We start from the raw sequence: 17,275 nt of genomic DNA, 5'->3' as shown, positions 1-17,275 counted from the left end.
ATGCTGAAAAAATTCTTTTCCCCCGCCACTCTTCTTGTTCTTCTCGTCGGCGTCGTTGGCTTGGCCCTCGTGCTTTATGCGTGGCGTCTGCCTCCGTTCACCAGCAGCGTGGAAAGCACCGATAATGCCTATGTGCGCGGCTACGTCACCACGCTCTCGCCGCAGGTCAGCGGCTATGTGGTGGATGTGCCGGTCAAAGACTATCAGACGGTCAAGGCTGGCGACGTGGTCGTGAAGATCGATGATCGCATCTACAAGCAGAAACTGGCTCAGGCGGAAGCCACGCTTGCCAGCCAAAGGGCGGCGCTGAACAATTCACATCAGCAGGAACTGTCCGCTAAAGCCAATATTGCATCCAGCCAAGCTGCCGTGACCAGCGCCGAGGCGGCGCTGACCCAGGCCCAGCTTGCCAGTGAACGTCAGGAAAATCTCGCCCGAAGCGGGGTGGGCACCACCAGCGTGCAGGAGCAGGCGGCTGCAAATCTCGAAAAAGCCCGTGCCGGATTGCTTCAGGCCCAGGCCGCCCTCGAAGTGTCACGCCAGCAATTACAGACAATCGTTGTCAATCGAGGCTCACTTGAAGCCGCCGTTTCCAGCGCGGAAGCCGCAGTCCAGCTTGCCAAGATCGACCTTGAAAACACCCTGGTTCACGCCCCTCGGGATGGCCACGTGGGCGAAGTGGGAGCGCGTATCGGGCAATATGTCACGGCGGGAACCCAGCTGATGGCCGTCGTGCCGGACGATGTCTGGATCATTGCCAATTTCAAGGAAACGCAATTGCAGGGCATGGAGATCGGCCAGCCGGTGACAGTGACGGTGGACGCGCTCGGCCATCGCAAAATGCGCGGCCATATCGAACGCTTTTCGCCTGCCGCCGCGTCGGAATTTGCCGTGATCCGCTCCGATAATGCAACGGGCAACTTCGTCAAGATCGCGCAGCGCGTCGGGGTCCGGATCCGACTGGATGGAGAACAGCCCGCCATCGCCGATCTTCAGCCCGGCCTTTCGGTGGAAGTGAGCATCGACAAGACGGCGGTGCCGGAACAGAAGACAGCATCGGCCCAATGAGGTCCATGCTGATCTGCGAGCCTGACCATTGGTCGCAGACTGCTCCAGGCGGGTTACATTGCGCCTAAAAAAAAGCTCCGGATCGAGGGATCCGGAGCCTTTTCATTCAGAATATTGCGGAAGCAATCAAGCTTCGTCTTCGTCGCGGTCTGCATCCGGATCGAAGAAGTCTTCCGGACGAAGAGCGTCTTCGTCAACGCCGTAGATGGCGTCGGCAGAGTTGAGGTTTTCACCCTTGGCCTGACGCTCTGCTTCTTCAGCAGAACGAGCAACGTTGAGTTCAACTTCGATTTCAACTTCTGCATGCAGGTGCAGGGTAACCTTGTGCAGACCGATTTCCTTGATCGGGTTGTTCAGGTCAACCTGATTGCGGCCGATGTTGAAGCCTTCGGCGCTCAGAACGTCAACGACGTCACGGGCAGCAACAGAACCGTAGAGCTGGCCGGTTTCGCCCGCAGCGCGAACGACGATGAAGCTCTTGCCTTCGAGGGCTTCTGCAACCTTCTGAGCTTCGGACTTGCGCTCAAGGTTACGGGCTTCCAGCGTTGCGCGCTCGGATTCGAAGCGAGCCTTGTTGGCAGCGTTGGCGCGCAGCGCCTTGCCCTGCGGCAGCAGGAAGTTACGTGCGTAGCCATCGCGAACCTTTACGGTTTCGCCCATCTGGCCAAGCTTGGCGATGCGTTCAAGAAGAATAACGTCCATCTTGGTTTTCCTTTCGAGTTCAATTCTGGGATTCGGGTTTATCGTTCGGCCGCGCTGGCGTCAGCGCGATTGTTCGGCGGGTATCTGCAAGGCCGAGAATGACAACGGCAATCATCGGCAGAAGCATCATCGTCGAGAGATAGGCCAGTACCAGCGCCGGGAGGCGCCAATCCTTGCCACGTGTACGAAAGTGCAGCGCGGCAAAGCCAGCCAGAAGAAAGCCCGCGCCGAAAGTGCCGCAAATCGTGGCGCCGATCATGGCGGGGACGCCGCCAGCAAACGTCAGAAGGATGCCAGCGAGGAAGATGAAAATGGCATTGCGGTTCATACGCAGAGCGGAGGGCATGTCCTCCCGCGGGCGAAGCGCGCGTCCGCTGCGCGAGACCAGTCGCACCGCGAAATAGAAGGCCGCGAACAGAAGCGTGACCCAGATGCCGCCCTGAACAAAGGGAAGCATCAGGACAATCAGTTTCTTCGACTGCGCAAGGCTTGCCGCATCTGGCGTAAAGCCCGAATTGCTGGCGCGGAAGTTCTCCGCCATCAGGTCTACCATGCGATCCGTCAGTTCCGGACCGTAGCCGATGACGACGCCGAGAATGATAACCGCCAGGGTCACCAGCGTGCACAAATGCAGCAGGATATCGGAAATCGGGTACCACGCCATCAGATGATCTGGGCCACCAAGTTCGGAAGCCGGACGGGCCAGATTGGCCAGATGTGAAAGCCAGCCAGCCGGGATCAGTGTGAAGACCGCCATAGCCAGCGCAAAGAGCGGCGATACCAGAAGCGCGCCGAGCAATGCAGCCGTGATGATGGCAATGATGGCGGTGCGATTACCCCAGCCGAGACCCGCCACGAGAACGGGCAGGGCAGAGGAGGCATAGAGAATCGAGGCGAACGAGGGCTGCGCATTCGCGCCCATCACGAGCAGCGTCGCCATAATGCCGGCAATGATGCCGGTGGTCAGCACTGTCTGGTTTAATCCGTACACGTCTCGCTGTCCTGCTGCTTCAAGCAGTTAGGGGATCGACCTGAATCAGAATCTCAAGGCCAACATCCCCAACATGGGGTTTTCAGTTTCCGATCCGCGCCCATCGCGAAAGGGAGTATGCCGCCGATGAAAGATCGGCGGCACGCTTGGTATTAGGAAAGCACGTAGGGCAGAAGACCCAGGAAACGTGCGCGCTTGATGGCCTGGGCCAGTTCGCGCTGCTTCTTCTGGGAAACAGCCGTGATGCGGGAAGGAACGATCTTGCCACGCTCGGAAATGTAGCGCTGCAGAAGACGTACGTCCTTGTAGTCGATCCGCGGAGCGTTTGCGCCCGAGAAGGGGCAGGTCTTGCGGCGGCGGTGGAACGGACGGCGTGCCGGAGCAGAGGATGCGTCAGCCATTGGTAATTCTCCTTAAGCTCTCAGATTACGCACGGTCTTCGCGCGGTGCGCGCGGAGCGCGATCACCATCACGCGGCGGACGGGGACCACGGTCGCCGAAGTCGCGGCGCGGACCACGATCGTCGCCATCGCGGCGCGGACGGTCGTCACGGTCGCGCTTCTGCATCATGGCAGATGCACCTTCTTCGTGCTTCTCGACGGCAATCGTCATGTAGCGCAGAACGTCTTCGTTGATGCGCATCTGGCGCTCCATCTCATGAACAGCAGCCGCCGGAGCGTCGATGTCCATCAGAGCGTAGTGAGCCTTGCGGTTCTTCTTGATGCGGTACGTCAGGGACTTGAGGCCCCAATTTTCAATGCGCCCGACCTTGCCGCCATTCGCTTCGATAACACCCTTGTACTGTTCTACGAGGGCATCAACCTGCTGTGCGGACATATCCTGCCGGGCAAGGAATACGTGTTCGTAAAGAGCCATATCAGCTTGCCTTTCTTGCGTTTGTCTTGGCCCGGTAATCGGCGGCTAAGCCTCAACGACTGGTCTTGGAAAGGGCACATGCCCTGGCAAGAAAAGCGTTACGATCGAGACGGTCGAGAGCGGAGACACGGGAGGCCGGACCCTTGTGGTCCCTGCGGTTCCATTTGCGGAACCGGCCCTCCGTTCAGCCACCAGCCTGAAGACCGGGCATTTCGAACAGGGGCGCTTATACGCGCATTTGCCGCAAATGCAAGCCTTGGCCAAAGATTCCTTTTACGCTGGTCCCTCAGCCGATGACCAGCATGGTCTGGCCGTCCTTCACGGTGAAGCGATAGGTGGCGGCGGTTTCATCCTCGAGTGTCACGGTGATCGTGTCCTGGCTTCCTTTGACCGAAGCGGTCAAGCTATTGCCGGATACGACGACATTCAACTCGTTTGCGGCCAGTGCACCAAGGGCAAGCGAAAGAGGGGCACTGCTGCGGATGACATCCTGTCCGTCACCACGGCCGAAGCCATATTCCATATAGGCGTTACGACCTGTTGCCTTGAGACTGACCTGATCGTTGCCGGCGCCGCCTCGGGCAAAGATCCGGTTTCCCTCCAGGGTTAGCGTGTCATCGCCATCGCCGCCATCGAGATCGCGGATCGTATTGGCGGCAACCTTCATCACATCCTTCCCTGCACCACCCAGAATGGCGAGTGCCAGAGTGGCCTTCAGTTGAATGTCATCGTTTCCGTCGCCGCCATCGACGGAACTGACGAAACTGCCAGCCGCCTTGATAACGTCGTTGCCGTTGCCGGTGCGAATATCGGAAATGCTGTTGCTCTTCAGTGTAAGCGTGTCGTTACCCTCGCCGCTGTCGATGTTCGCGATGCCGCGCCCCGTTACGGTGAGGGCGTCGTCTCCCTCGCTGCCGGTTCCGGCGGTCACATAGCCCAGTTTCTCATCCATGCTTGCCTTGGCCGTGGGTTGCGAAGCATTGAGCGTAATGATCTCGATGATGCGGGATAGCGCCCTTTGGCTGGCGGTAATCTCTGCTGAAGCCGAGCTTGACGGGAAGCGGTAACCTGTCAGCGGCTGGCTTGCGCCGGATCTGACCGTCGAAAACAGCAAATCGATGTTTCGCGCTGCATCGGGGCTTTTGAAGAAGCTGCTGATCATACTCATGGATGCTTACCTTTGGCCGGCGCGGCAGATTTCCCATGCACGTTCAGATATCGCGCAATTGAAAAACCTAAACGGCTGTGGCCGACCGTGCCAGCGTGACTGCTGCAAAAGGTTAGCATTCCATAAAACTGCGGCTGCCCTGGAATGCAGCCGCAGGAGAAAGCGCATGGCGATCTGTCACCTGCGTGTCATCGGTCGCAGATTTCAGATCGGCATCGGATATTGGCGATGGATCTTGGCAATTTCTCCCAGAATTTCATCCGAAAGCCTGATATCTGCAGCGCCGATATCGGTTTTAAGCTGTTCCATGGAGGTTGCGCCGATGATGACGGAGGCCATGAACGGCCGCGTGAGGCAGAAAGCCAGCGCCAGTTGCGAGGGGTCGAGGCCATGCCGGGCGGCAAGCTCCACATAGGCCTTCGTCGCGGCAACCTGTTCCGGGACGAGACGCCCGCCAATATCGCCGTTGATCGCGCCACGCGAACCGGCGGGCTTGGCGCCGGATAGATATTTGCCGGAAAGAATGCCGCCAGCGAGTGGCGAATAGGCCAGAAGCCCGACATCCTCGTGATGCGCTAGCTCCGCCATATCCAGATCGAAATGTCTGTAAAGCAGGCTGTATTCGTTCTGAATGGTGGCAACCCGCGGCAGGCCCTTCTGTTCGGCCAGCGTCAGGTACTTCTGCGTGCCCCAGGTGGTCTCGTTGGAAAGGCCGACGGCGCGGATCTTTCCGGCCTTCACGCATTCCTGCAGCGCTTCAAGCTTTTCCTCGATCTCTGCCAGCGCGCGCACCTTGTCCTGAGCGAACGGGTCATAGGTCCAGCTTGCCCGGAAGTGGAAGCTGCCCCGGTTCGGCCAGTGAATCTGGTAAAGGTCGATGTAGTCCGTCTTCAGGCGCTGAAGGCTGGCATCGACGGCCTCCCTGATGGCCTGCGCTGTGATGGGGGCGCCACCGCGAATATAAGGACGGCCGGAGCCGGCCACCTTGGTGGCGAGAATCACCTTGTCCCGCTTGCCGGTGGCGGCGAACCAGTTGCCGATCATGCGTTCGGTATCGGCATAGGTCTCTGCGGAAAGAGGCGTGGTAGGATAGAGTTCTGCTGTATCGAAAAAGTTCACTGCGTGATCGAGCGCATAATCCATCTGCTCGAAGGCTTCGGCTTCGCTGTTTTGCGAACCCCAGGTCATGGTGCCGAGGCAGATCTGCGACACGGTAATGTCGGTTCGTCCAAGTTTTCTGAATTGCATGGAAATATCCAATGGTCTGTTGGGAGGCGGCTGCAATGTAGGCGGTCGCACGCGCAGTGCAAGCGCCTCTGCATAAATGCAACCCTTTGCGCCCGCTTGCAAAAGTCAGGCAACTTTTGGGCGCAAACTGCATTCCGTCTTGTCCGGCACGGTGCCGGGTGATTTCGAAAAGCAGGGGAGGCTCTTATGGAAAAGGTGAGGCAGGCAACAGATTCAACGGTTGAAATGCCACCGGCGACAGGTCGATGGAAGCTGATCGGACCGGGAATCGTTGCGGCGGCAACAGGTGTCGGTGCCGGAGACCTGGTTGCCACGCTGATTGCCGGTTCGCGCTTTGGCTATGCGCTTCTATGGGCCGCCGTGATCGGATGTATCGTCAAGATTGCGCTGGCGGAGGGCTCTGCCCGCTACCATCTGGCCACCGGTTCCACCATGCTCGATGGCTGGAGAAGCCTTGGCCGATGGACGAGCTGGTATTTTGGCACCTACATCATTCTCTGGGGTTTCGTGTATGGCGCAACCGCCATGAGTGCGACGGCGCTGCCGCTGGCGGCGCTTTTCCCTATATTGCCGCTCTGGGCCTGGGCCATGATTTCCGGTCTGGCCTGCGCCCTGTTCGTGGCACTCAACCGTTATGAAATGTTCGAAAACGTCATGAAGTTCTTCATCGGCCTGATGTTTGTCATCGTGGCCGGTGTGGCGCTTCTTGTGGGGCCGAACCTTGGAGAAGCCGTTCAAGGTCTCATCCCGTCCATTCCGGAAGGGTCGGCGATCTATACGCTCGGCCTCATCGGCGGCGTCGGTGGCACCATCACCATGGCCAGCTATGGCTACTGGGTGAATGCGAAAGGCTGGCGCAACCCCGCATGGATGGGGATCATGCGGCTCGACAACCGGGTCGCCTATGTCGTCACCGGCATTTTCGTCATCGCGATGCTGATCATTGGTGCGGAGCTTCTATACACGGCGCAGATTGCTCTTTCGAGCGGCGATCGCGGCCTACTCGATCTCGATGCCGTGCTGGAGCAACGCTTTGGTCCCTTTGTGTCCAAGCTTTTCCTAGTCGGCTTCTTCGCGACATCGGTTTCGTCCATCCTCGGGGTCTGGCACGGTGTCTCGTTGCTCTTTGCCGATTTCGTGCGCAACCACATCAAGGGTGAAACAGGCATCTCTCGCGAGGGGTTGGAGACCACGCCGGCTTTCCGCTTCTATCTTTTCTGGCTCACGATCCCGCCGATGATCCTGCTGTATTTCGGCAGGCCCTTCCTGCTCGTCATCATTTACGGTGCGCTGGGCGCCTTTTTCATGCCCTTTCTCGCCATCACCCTGATCTGGCTTCTCAATTCTTCTCGTGTTCCGGCGCAATGGCGCAGCGGCTGGCTTTCCAACGGCCTGCTTGCCATCGCGGCACTGCTGTTCATTGTTCTGTGTATCAACGAGGTGATTGGCCTGCTTGGTTAAGCCTATCAGGCCGAAAGCCTTGACTTGGCCGGATAGAATGTGAATGGAAAGCAGAAAAAAGGGAAGGAAGACATCCCATGAGCATTGCTTTTACATTCCCCGGCCAGGGCAGCCAGTCTGTCGGTATGGGCAAGGATCTTGCCGATGCATTTCCGGAGGCACGCGCTGTTTTCGAAGAAGTCGATGAAGCGCTTGGCCAGAAACTATCCGACATCATGTGGAACGGACCGGAGGACCAGCTGACGCTGACCGCCAATGCCCAGCCTGCGCTGATGGCGGTTTCTATGGCTGTCATGCGGGTTCTGGAAGCAGGCGGCCTGAAGCTGGCGGACAAGGTTTCCCATGTGGCGGGACATTCGCTGGGAGAATATTCGGCTCTTTGCGCAGCCGGTACGTTCTCGATTGCCGATACCGCGCGCCTGCTGCGTATTCGTGGCGATGCCATGCAATCTGCCGTGCCGGTGGGTGAGGGCGCCATGGCTGCCATCATCGGCCTTGAGCAGGCGGATGTCGTGGCTGCCTGCGAAGAGGCTCGCTCCGAAGGCGTTTGCCAGATTGCCAACGACAATGGTGGCGGACAGCTCGTGATCTCCGGCTCAAAGGGCGCTGTCGAAAAGGCTGCGGCTCTGGCCACGGAAAAAGGTGCCAAGCGCGCCATCATGCTGCCGGTTTCCGCGCCTTTCCATTCGGATCTCATGGCGCCAGCCGCAACGGCTATGTCCCATGCGCTGGACAAGGTGGCCAAGCAGAACCCCGTTGTGCCAGTTGTGGCCAATGTTCGCGCCGCCCCTGTGACGGACGCCGACGAAATCGTGAAGCTGCTCGTGGCCCAGGTGACGGGTCAGGTCAGATGGCGCGAGACGGTGGAGTGGTTCGGCGCCAATGGCGTGACCACGCTTTATGAAATTGGCTCCGGCAAGGTTCTGACTGGCCTTGCCCGCCGCATCGACAAGAATGTGACTGGCATTGCCGTCAACACGCCTGCGGATATCGAAGCCGCGCTCAAGGCGCTTCTCGGCTGATCGCAAAGGGACGAAAAACATGTTTGACCTGACCGGCCGCAAGGCCCTGGTGACCGGCGCAACCGGTGGAATTGGCGAAGAAATTGCACGTGCGCTGCATGCGCAGGGGGCAACCGTCGGCCTGCACGGCACGCGCGCTGAAAAGCTGGAAGCGCTGGCCGCGGAGCTTGGCGAGCGCGTCAAGATTTTTCCGGCCAATCTCGCGGATCGCGATGCGGTGAAAGCGCTGGGCGAAAAGGCTGAAGCCGAACTGGAAGGCGTGGATATCCTCGTCAACAATGCCGGTATTACCAAGGATGGCCTCTTCGTGCGCATGAGCGACGAAGATTGGGATAGCGTTATCGAGGTCAATCTGACCTCCACCTTCCGCCTGACGCGGGAATTGACGCATCCAATGATGCGCCGCCGCTTTGGCCGCATCATCAACATCACCTCCGTTGTTGGCGTGACGGGCAATCCGGGCCAGGCCAACTACTGCGCTTCGAAGGCTGGCATGATCGGCTTTTCGAAGTCGCTCGCGCAGGAAATCGCGACCCGTAACGTCACGGTCAACTGCATCGCGCCGGGCTTTATCGAAAGCGCCATGACCGGAAAGTTGAATGACAAGCAGAAGGAAGGCATTCTCGGTGCCATCCCGATGAAGAGAATGGGAGCCGGCGCAGATATTGCAACGGCTGTTGTTTACCTTGCTTCCAACGAAGCAGGCTACGTCACCGGTCAGACCTTGCACGTCAACGGCGGCATGGCAATGATCTGAACAGGTTGCGCGGTTCCCGGCTGCCCACAGGTTTGACTGTTGGAAGCCGGGAATGGCGTGATTTTCTGGCTTTGCGGCGCGTTGAAACCGTGTTAAGCGGGCCAATGACTGTGAACAGTCACCCCGAATGCTGACGTCCTCGATGCGATTGACGCATGACAAGGTCGCAGTCTAGCCTCGGGTTGAACGAGTTTGCCGGAGAGCCATCCCGAAAGAGACGGCCGAAGGTTCCAACAGGGTGCGGGTGCGTATAGGCATTCCGAACAGATAAAGGTCGAGGAAACCGACATGAGCGATATCGCAGAGCGCGTAAAGAAAATTGTCATTGATCATCTCGGCGTCGATGCCGACAAAGTTGTCGAAGGCGCGAGCTTCATCGACGATCTGGGCGCTGACTCCCTCGACACTGTTGAGCTGGTCATGGCTTTTGAAGAAGAGTTCGGCGTAGAAATCCCGGACGATGCTGCTGACTCGATCCTGACGGTTGGCGATGCTGTGAAGTTCATCGAAAAGGCTCAGGCCTAATTCGATCTCTATCGTTTGAGCCATCCGTATTTTGGAAACGGCTCACGAACGGCCCGACATAATCGGGCCGTTTCAGTCATTTGACATATCGTCAATACAAGACATTCGGGGTGGGGCACTGGCATGAGGCGTGTCGTTATCACCGGTACCGGAATGGTATCTCCTCTCGGCTGCGGTACGGAAATCAGCTGGTCAAGATTGATCGCTGGCCAGAACGCCGCCCGGCTCGTTACGGAATTTGAGGTCGAAGACCTCCCTGCGAAAATTGCATGCCGCATTCCGACCGATCCTTCGGTCGAAGGCTATTATAATCCAGACGACTGGATGGAGCCGAAAGAGCAACGCAAGGTCGATCCATTCATTGTTTATGGCATGGCAGCTGCCGATATGGCCCTTGCCGATGCAGGCTGGCACCCGCAGACGGATGAAGATCAATGCGCCACGGGCGTTCTGATCGGCTCCGGCATTGGCGGGCTCGACGGCATTGTGGAAGCCGGCTACACGCTGCGGGACAAAGGCCCAAGGCGGATTTCGCCCTTCTTCATCCCCGGTCGCCTGATCAACCTTGTCTCCGGTCAGGTCTCGATCAAGCACAAGCTACGCGGTCCAAACCACGCTGTCGTGACGGCATGTTCCACGGGCGCACATGCGATTGGCGATGCCAGCCGCCTGATTGCGCTTGGAGATGCGGATGTCATGGTCGCTGGTGGTGCCGAATCCCCGATCTGCCGGATTTCGCTGGCTGGTTTTGCCGCCTGCAAGGCCCTCTCCACGCAGCATAACGACAATCCGCAGAAGGCTTCGCGTCCCTACGACCGCGACCGTGACGGCTTCGTCATGGGCGAGGGGGCCGGTATTGTCGTCCTCGAAGAGCTGGAACACGCAAAAGCCCGCGGTGCCAAGATTTACGCGGAAGTGGTTGGTTACGGCCTGTCGGGCGACGCTTTCCACATCACGGCTCCATCGGAAGATGGCGATGGTGCCTTCCGCTGCATGACAGCTGCCCTGAAGCGGGCCGGGATCAGCCCGTCCGAGATCGACTATATCAACGCTCATGGCACATCAACCATGGCTGATACGATCGAGCTTGGTGCTGTCGAGCGCCTGGTTGGCGATGCGGCGTCGCGCATTTCGATGTCGTCCACCAAGTCGTCGGTCGGTCACCTCCTCGGTGCTGCTGGCGCAATCGAAGCTATTTTCTCGGCGCTGGCTATTCGCGACAATATTGCGCCGCCCACGCTCAATCTCGACAATCCCGATGTCGAGACGAAGATCGATCTCGTTCCGCATAAGGCGCGGAAACGGGAGATCAATATCGCCTTGTCGAACTCGTTTGGCTTTGGCGGCACGAACGCCTCTCTCGTTCTGCGCCGCTACGAGGGCTGATCACAGAAGATAACAGGGCTGTATGTCGTCATGCAGCCCTGTTCCAAAACCCTGTTTTTGCCGCATTGCTTGGTCACAGACCAGCCCGTGTGGAGGGAAATGAAATTCGCGCCACGCCCGCATATCGGAAATGACGCCGCGTTCCGGCATTATATTCGATAATAGACACAAAGCTGGAGCCGCGGCATGGTAGTGTTCGAAAAGCCGCCGCTTCGGGCCTGAGGCGATGAAGGAGTGCCGGTGACCGATACGAACAATAGCCACGATCCGAATTCAGACAATCAGGGTTCCACTGGCGGTGGGCCTTTCGTGCCGAAGTCACCCAATGAAGCCCTCAAGCCGGAGCGCGTGCCCGAACCTCCGCGCCGCTCCAAAAAAGCGCGCAGCCAGCTGGTAATCTTTCTGAACTTCGTCATGACGCTGGTCGTGCTGCTTGCAGTCGTGGCTGTCGGCCTGTTCTATTATGTCATCTCTGCCTATCAGCAGCCCGGTCCACTGGAGACCAACACGCATTTCATCGTGCCGGAAGGAGCAGGGCTCCAGCAGATCGCGCAGAGCCTTGAGCGCAACGGCGTCGTTTCAGATGCCCGTATCTTCCGCTACATGACCGCAACCTATCTGCGCGACGGTCAGACGTTGAAGGCTGGCGAATACGAGATCAAGGCCGGTACCTCGATGAAGGATATCGCGCTGCTTCTCGAATCGGGCAAGTCGATCCTCTATTCGGTTTCCATGCCGGAAGGTTTGACGGTTCAGCAGATGATGCAGCGCCTGGCAGATGATCCCGTGCTGGAAGGTCCGCTTCCCAACGAGCATCCGCCGGAAGGCAGCCTGCGCCCGGATACTTACAAATTTTCACGCGGGACCAGCCGCGCCGAGATCCTGGCGCAGATGCGCGCAGCACAGGAAAAGCTGATCGATCAGATATGGGAAAAGCGCGATCCGGACCTGCCGATCAAGACCAAGCAGGAATTTGTTGTGCTGGCCTCCATCGTCGAGAAGGAAACCGGCAAGGATGATGAGCGCGCCCATGTGGCTTCGGTTTTCATCAATCGTCTGAACAAGGGCATGCGTCTGCAGTCTGACCCGACGATTATCTACGGCCTGTTTGGCGGCGCGGGAAAACCGTCCGATCGCCCGATCATGAAATCGGACATCGACAAGCAGACTCCCTTCAACACCTACCAGATCAAGGGCCTGCCGCCGACGCCAATTGCCAATCCCGGACGTGCGGCACTGGAAGCGGTGGCCAATCCCTGGCGGACCAATGATCTTTACTTCGTTGCCGACGGTACCGGCGGTCACGCCTTCGCGCAGACGCTGGAGGAGCACAACGCCAATGTGCGCCGCTGGCGCAAGATCGAGGCAGAGCGTGCGAATGCCGAAACTGACGATGAAGAGCTCATGGATGGCCTGCCCGGTGGGGCAGAGGCCGAAAAGCCGCCGAAGGCCAACTGACCAATGGATCCCGCCTTTGTGCAGCCGCACGGATCCTTCATAGGGGAAAGGACGAGACCATGAGTGTTCAGTCCATGACCGGCTTTGCCCGGCGGGAAGGCTCAGTGGGCCGCTATCGCTGGGTTTGGGAGCTTCGGTCTGTCAACGGCAAGGGACTGGATCTGCGCTTGCGCGCACCTTCGGGCTATGAGCCGCTGGAGACGGAGATCAAGAAGCGTATCTCGGATCGCATGAGCCGGGGAAATATCCAGGCGACGTTGAATGTGTCGATTGGAGAGGCGAAGGTAGAGGCGGTGCTGAACCGCGACGCACTGAACGCCATTCTTTCCCTGCGCGGCGAACTGGCCGATCTGGTTGATCCGTCACCTCTCAAGCTGGACACGATCCTCGGCTTGCGAGGGCTGGTGGAAATGCGTGAGGCAGAAGAAACGACGGACGCCTTGCAGATGCGCGATGCAGCCATATTGGCAGGTCTGGAACAGGCCGCCGACGATCTGGTTGCCATGCGTATCGGAGAAGGGGATGCTCTGGTTTCCGTGCTGAAGCAGCAGCTGCGCACCATCGAAGCGCTGGTGGCTATAGTCGAAGCCGATCCGTCGCGTTCGCCGGAAGAGATCTCAAGACGACTGCAAGGGCAGTTGGCCGTGCTGCTGGAAAACAGTAACGGGCTTGATCGCGACCGTCTTTACGCCGAAGTTGCGCTCCTCGCTACCAAAGCGGATTTGCGGGAGGAGATTGACCGACTGAAGGCACATGTTGCAGCCGTCGATGAACTCCTGCAAAAAGGAGGGCCGATTGGCAGGCGGCTGGACTTTCTTGCACAGGAATTTAACCGCGAATCCAACACGATCTGTTCCAAATCGAACTCGGCTGCGGTAACCGCGGCAGGGATCGAGCTCAAGGTGGTGATCGATCAGTTTCGTGAACAGGTTCAAAACTTGGAGTAACGCATGAGCCCGGCCCCTAGCGCGCCCGTGAAGATTGCCCGCCGTGGCCTTATGCTGGTTCTTTCCTCGCCGTCCGGTGCGGGAAAATCCACCATTGCCGGCAATCTCTTGCGCGACGATCACAGTCTCGAAATCTCCGTCAGCGTCACGACGCGTGCCAAGCGTCCAAGTGAAATCGCTGGCAAGCACTATCATTTCATCAGCATTCCGCAATTTGAGCGGATGCGTGACAATGGCGAGCTGCTGGAATGGGCGGAGGTGCATGGCAATTTCTACGGCACACCGCGCGAGCCGGTGGAAAAGGCCATGGCGGAAGGTCGCGACATGCTGTTCGACATCGACTGGCAGGGCGCGCTCCAATTGCAGGAGCGGATGAAGGCAGACATCGTCTCCATCTTCGTCCTGCCGCCCAGCATGACCGAGTTGCAATCGCGACTTCATCGCCGGGCAGAGGACACGGAAGAGGTCATTCGCACACGTCTGGCCAATTCCCGCGCCGAGATCGAGCATTGGCGCGAATATGACTATGTCATCGTCAACGACGATCTGGACGAAGCCTTCCGCAATGTGAACAGCATCGTCAATGCCGAGCGCATCCGGCGCGATCGTCGTCATGGCCTGTTTGATTTTGTCCGTGGTTTGCTGGAAGAAGAGCCAGTTCTTCCCACCTAGAGCTGGACCCGCAAAGCTGGCGTGAACCCCACGACTGTTGCCTGCTTCGTCCGAGCGGCCCGACCTGAACGGATGCGGGGCCTCGCCTTGATGTGGTCTGTTTCAGCCGAGGCAGTTCGCCAGAGACACGAATTCCTCGACGGAAAGTGTTTCTGCCCGCCGAGCAGGATCGATGCCCGCCTTGGCAAGCAAGGCTTCGCCCCCCAATGACTTGACGCTTTGGCGCAGCATCTTGCGCCGCTGGCCAAAGGCCGCCTGTGTAACCTTCTCAAGAGCGCTGACATTACAAGGCAGAGGTGCGGCCTTTGGCGTGAGGTGAACGACTGAGGACGTGACCTTTGGCGGAGGGGTGAAAGCCTGAGGTGGTACGTCGAAGGCCATGCGGGCATCCGTGCGCCAGCCACAGAGCACGCCCAGCCGGCCATAGTGATTGTCGCCCTCTCGCGCCACGATGCGTTGCCCGACTTCCTTCTGGAACATCAAAGTCAGGGATTGCCAGAAAGGCGGCCATTCCCCCGGAATAAGCCAGTTCAGAAGCAATTGCGTGCCGACATTGTAAGGCAGATTTGCAATGATCCTCACCGGCTCACCAACGGCCAGTTGGCTGAAATCGGTTTTCAGCGCATCGCCCTCGATCACCTCAAGGCGGCCGGGATAGTGCACCTCGATTTCTGCAAGGGCGGGAAGGCAGCGCGAGTCACGCTCGACAGCGATCACCTTCTTGGCTCCGAGAGACAGGATGGCGCGGGTGAGGCCACCTGGACCGGGTCCAACTTCGAAAACGGTTATGCCTTCTAACGGACCGGCCGTGCGGGCAATCTTCTGCGTCAGGTTGAGATCGAGAAGGAAGTTCTGGCCGAGCGCCTTACGCGCATCCAGGCCATGCCGCGCAATGACATCGCGCAGCGGGGGAAGTCCGTCCAATGTGGCCATCAGTTTCGATTACCTGAGTGATATGCCAGTTCCGAGGCTAGCTTCAGAGCGGCGACAAGGCTGGATGAACGCGCAACACCTTTCCCCGCGAGGCTGAAGGCCGTGCCGTGATCGGGAGAGGTGCGAATAAAAGGTAGGCCCAGGGTGACGTTCACCGAATCGTCAAACCCGAGCGCCTTCGCCGGGATCAGTGCCTGATCGTGATACATGCAGATGGCCACGTCGTAGCGTGCCCGCGCTTCGTCATGGAACATGGTGTCCGCGGGTAGGGGGCCGATTGCGTTGACGCCTGCCGCTCTGAGCCGCTCAATGGCGGGCGTGATGATGTCACGATCTTCCAGGCCGATAGCCCCGTCTTCACCGGCATGGGGATTAAGGCCCGCAATCGCAAGTCTCGGCGATATAAAGCCAAATCTTTGATGAAGATCGCGTGCGGTGATCAGGCAGGTCTCGACAATGAGCTCTTCTGACAGTGCCTGCGGAACAGCGTGCAGCGGAATATGAATGGTTACCGGAATGGCACGCAGCTTCGGGCCGGCAAGCATCATGACCGGCAAGCAGGATGCTCCAGTCGATTTCTCGGCGAGATGGGCCAGGAATTCCGTATGTCCTGGGAACTTGAAGCCAGCCTCATAAAGAACGGACTTCGCGATGGGGTTTGTTACAACCGCGCCCGTCAAGCCGCGCATGGTGAAATCGACCGCTGTTTCAATGGCGCTGATTGTGCTGCGCGCGCCGGCAACGTGGCCTCGCCCCGGCTCGATGACCGTGCCGACGGGAATCGGAAAGACGGGCAGCGCCTTCGAAAAATGTGCGGCCGCTTCCGACGCATCAGTCTCGACGATCGGGACGTTCACCCGCAAAAGCTTGGCCCTCGCGGCCAAAACAGCGGGATCGCCGAAAAACAGAAATGGCTGAAGACCAAGAGTGCGGCGCTCAAGCCAGGCTGAAATGGTGATATCCGGCCCAATGCCAGCCGGATCACCCTGTGTCAGCGCCAAGGGGCGCCCGGGGCGAAGCAGCGTTATCAAGGATAAACGATCTGCGCCTTCTTGCGCAGCTCTTCCAGATATTTGGCGCTGTTTGGATCCTCACCGCTCTTCTTGGCCTTGCCAATATCTTCGGCACGGAAGACGACTTCAGCAGCAGTGTCATCGGATACCAGACGCTGATTGCAGATCGCCAGGAACTCCACTCCCTTTTCGGTTACCCGAGTGCCCGTCGTGCCGTTGGCAGATGCCTTCTCGACCAGCGGCTTCCACTCTTCCGGCAGTTCTGGCTTCATCAAGCGACCGAGGTTGCGGATGGATACATCATGCATGGTCTTGGCAAATTCTTTAGACTGCTCGCAACCGGGAAAACGGGAGCGGGATTTCTCAGCCTCCGCCTTCCTTTGGCCGGTGATTTTGCCACGCTTGGATTCGGGGATTACGAAAATGACCTGCTGCAGGAAATATTCGGTGGTAACCGGCTTTTCCTTGTTCTCCATCATGCGCTTGACCAGCTCGTCGGAAGACATGCGGCCACTACCGTAGCGCGCATTCACCAGGCGTGGCCAGCTCATCTGGACGGCGATATAGGCCTTGAAATGCTCGACGCCTACGCCGGCCTGCTCGAGAATTTTGCTCATCTGCGCTGGCGTTAGCTTATTGCTCGCGGAGAAGCGCTCGAAGGAACGGTCGACATCCTCTGTGCTGACCGACATCTTCACTCTGGCAATTTCATCTCGCTTCAGAGCCTCTTCAACAAGTTCGTTGCGGGCCATTTGCTGAAGATTGCCGGTTTTACGTTGCAGCTTGAGGAAGGCAACGCGCCGGGCAATGTCATTGCTGGTGATGGGGGTCTTGTTCACAACCGCGACGACCTGGCTTGCGGCTTGCGCAAACTGGACCGAAGGCGCGACAATGAAGGATATGGCGAGTGCCGTTGTGGCAAGGGCAATCCGACGCCATGCTACACTTGCGAACATCTCTCGTCCTTTCCTGATGACGAGGCGGCTCTTGGAGCCGCCTGCCCACTGTGCTGATTGATTTCAGTGTCGATTGCACATTTCATGCGGCG

Annotated in this window: 18 protein-coding genes; 9 read left to right on the top strand and 9 right to left on the bottom strand. The window is 58.7% G+C overall.

Going from position 1 to position 17,275, the window contains the following annotated elements; translation table 11 throughout:
* Window positions 1-1,068: an HlyD family secretion protein gene (locus ACFSE1_RS11900; RefSeq protein WP_377401269.1), complete on the top strand. Its 1,068-nt coding sequence runs from the start codon at window positions 1-3 to the stop codon at window positions 1,066-1,068.
* Between the two features lie 126 nt (window positions 1,069-1,194).
* Here the strand turns inward: ACFSE1_RS11900 and rplI are convergent, their stop codons facing one another.
* The 6 genes from rplI to ACFSE1_RS11870 all read right to left on the bottom strand — a co-directional run bounded on the left by rplI (window position 1,195) and on the right by ACFSE1_RS11870 (window position 6,053).
* A complete protein-coding gene (gene rplI / locus ACFSE1_RS11895) occupies window positions 1,195-1,770 on the bottom strand; it encodes a 50S ribosomal protein L9 (RefSeq protein WP_377401266.1) in 576 nt (191 codons plus the stop codon).
* Between the two features lie 19 nt (window positions 1,771-1,789).
* On the bottom strand, window positions 1,790-2,761 hold the full coding sequence (locus ACFSE1_RS11890) for a DUF2232 domain-containing protein (protein WP_377401263.1): 972 nt from the start codon (window positions 2,759-2,761) through the stop codon (window positions 1,790-1,792).
* Between the two features lie 152 nt (window positions 2,762-2,913).
* The gene (rpsR, locus tag ACFSE1_RS11885) at window positions 2,914-3,162 is read right to left on the bottom strand and encodes a 30S ribosomal protein S18 (RefSeq protein ID WP_377401260.1); all 249 of its coding nucleotides are present in this window, start codon (window positions 3,160-3,162) and stop codon (window positions 2,914-2,916) included.
* A 25-nt stretch (window positions 3,163-3,187) separates the two neighbouring features.
* Window positions 3,188-3,637, bottom strand: coding sequence for a 30S ribosomal protein S6 (rpsF, locus tag ACFSE1_RS11880; RefSeq protein WP_377401257.1), 450 nt, complete (start codon window positions 3,635-3,637; stop codon window positions 3,188-3,190).
* Between the two features lie 286 nt (window positions 3,638-3,923).
* Window positions 3,924-4,805: an RTX toxin gene (locus ACFSE1_RS11875; RefSeq protein ID WP_377401254.1), complete on the bottom strand. Its 882-nt coding sequence runs from the start codon at window positions 4,803-4,805 to the stop codon at window positions 3,924-3,926.
* 204 nt (window positions 4,806-5,009) lie between these two features.
* The gene (locus ACFSE1_RS11870) at window positions 5,010-6,053 is read right to left on the bottom strand and encodes an aldo/keto reductase (RefSeq protein ID WP_377401251.1); all 1,044 of its coding nucleotides are present in this window, start codon (window positions 6,051-6,053) and stop codon (window positions 5,010-5,012) included.
* Between the two features lie 186 nt (window positions 6,054-6,239).
* On the opposite strand from ACFSE1_RS11870, the gene ACFSE1_RS11865 reads away from it, so the two are divergent.
* The 8 genes from ACFSE1_RS11865 to gmk all read left to right on the top strand — a co-directional run bounded on the left by ACFSE1_RS11865 (window position 6,240) and on the right by gmk (window position 14,281).
* The gene (locus ACFSE1_RS11865) at window positions 6,240-7,514 is read left to right on the top strand and encodes an Nramp family divalent metal transporter (protein ID WP_377401248.1); all 1,275 of its coding nucleotides are present in this window, start codon (window positions 6,240-6,242) and stop codon (window positions 7,512-7,514) included.
* Between the two features lie 77 nt (window positions 7,515-7,591).
* The gene (gene fabD / locus ACFSE1_RS11860; RefSeq protein WP_377401245.1) at window positions 7,592-8,536 is read left to right on the top strand and encodes an ACP S-malonyltransferase; all 945 of its coding nucleotides are present in this window, start codon (window positions 7,592-7,594) and stop codon (window positions 8,534-8,536) included.
* Window positions 8,537-8,555: 19 nt separating this feature from the next.
* Window positions 8,556-9,293, top strand: a complete 738-nt coding sequence (fabG, locus tag ACFSE1_RS11855; RefSeq protein WP_377401242.1) for a 3-oxoacyl-[acyl-carrier-protein] reductase — start codon at window positions 8,556-8,558, stop codon at window positions 9,291-9,293.
* Window positions 9,294-9,581: 288 nt separating this feature from the next.
* Complete coding sequence (locus ACFSE1_RS11850) at window positions 9,582-9,818, top strand: acyl carrier protein (protein WP_003502080.1); 237 nt, start codon at window positions 9,582-9,584, stop codon at window positions 9,816-9,818.
* A 123-nt stretch (window positions 9,819-9,941) separates the two neighbouring features.
* Window positions 9,942-11,204: a beta-ketoacyl-ACP synthase II gene (gene fabF, locus ACFSE1_RS11845; protein WP_377401239.1), complete on the top strand. Its 1,263-nt coding sequence runs from the start codon at window positions 9,942-9,944 to the stop codon at window positions 11,202-11,204.
* 240 nt (window positions 11,205-11,444) lie between these two features.
* A complete protein-coding gene (gene mltG, locus ACFSE1_RS11840) occupies window positions 11,445-12,662 on the top strand; it encodes an endolytic transglycosylase MltG (protein ID WP_377401236.1) in 1,218 nt (405 codons plus the stop codon).
* Window positions 12,663-12,721: 59 nt separating this feature from the next.
* Window positions 12,722-13,609 carry a YicC/YloC family endoribonuclease gene (locus ACFSE1_RS11835; protein WP_377401234.1) on the top strand — a complete coding sequence of 296 codons (888 nt, stop codon included), beginning with the start codon at window positions 12,722-12,724 and terminating at the stop codon, window positions 13,607-13,609.
* 3 nt (window positions 13,610-13,612) lie between these two features.
* A complete protein-coding gene (gmk, locus tag ACFSE1_RS11830; RefSeq protein ID WP_377401231.1) occupies window positions 13,613-14,281 on the top strand; it encodes a guanylate kinase in 669 nt (222 codons plus the stop codon).
* Between the two features lie 102 nt (window positions 14,282-14,383).
* Here the strand turns inward: gmk and rsmA are convergent, their stop codons facing one another.
* Genes rsmA through ACFSE1_RS11815 form a run of 3 tightly spaced genes read right to left on the bottom strand, consistent with a single transcriptional unit; the run spans window position 14,384 to window position 17,183 of the window.
* Window positions 14,384-15,214 carry a 16S rRNA (adenine(1518)-N(6)/adenine(1519)-N(6))-dimethyltransferase RsmA gene (gene rsmA, locus ACFSE1_RS11825; protein ID WP_377401228.1) on the bottom strand — a complete coding sequence of 277 codons (831 nt, stop codon included), beginning with the start codon at window positions 15,212-15,214 and terminating at the stop codon, window positions 14,384-14,386.
* Window positions 15,214-16,236 (bottom strand): 4-hydroxythreonine-4-phosphate dehydrogenase PdxA, encoded by a 1,023-nt coding sequence (gene pdxA, locus ACFSE1_RS11820; RefSeq protein ID WP_377401433.1) that lies wholly within the window; start codon window positions 16,234-16,236, stop codon window positions 15,214-15,216. The genes rsmA and pdxA overlap by 1 nt, the downstream gene beginning before the upstream one ends.
* A gap of 5 nt (window positions 16,237-16,241) precedes the next feature.
* Window positions 16,242-17,183, bottom strand: a complete 942-nt coding sequence (locus ACFSE1_RS11815) for a SurA N-terminal domain-containing protein (RefSeq protein ID WP_377401225.1) — start codon at window positions 17,181-17,183, stop codon at window positions 16,242-16,244.
* Window positions 17,184-17,275: the final 92 nt, after the last annotated feature.

It is taken from the genome of Affinirhizobium helianthi (genome assembly GCF_042680945.1).
Lineage (GTDB): Bacteria > Pseudomonadota > Alphaproteobacteria > Rhizobiales > Rhizobiaceae > Neorhizobium > Neorhizobium helianthi.
The sequence above is the reverse complement of the archived record's forward strand: the minus strand, read 5'-3'. Positions and strand labels throughout refer to the sequence as shown.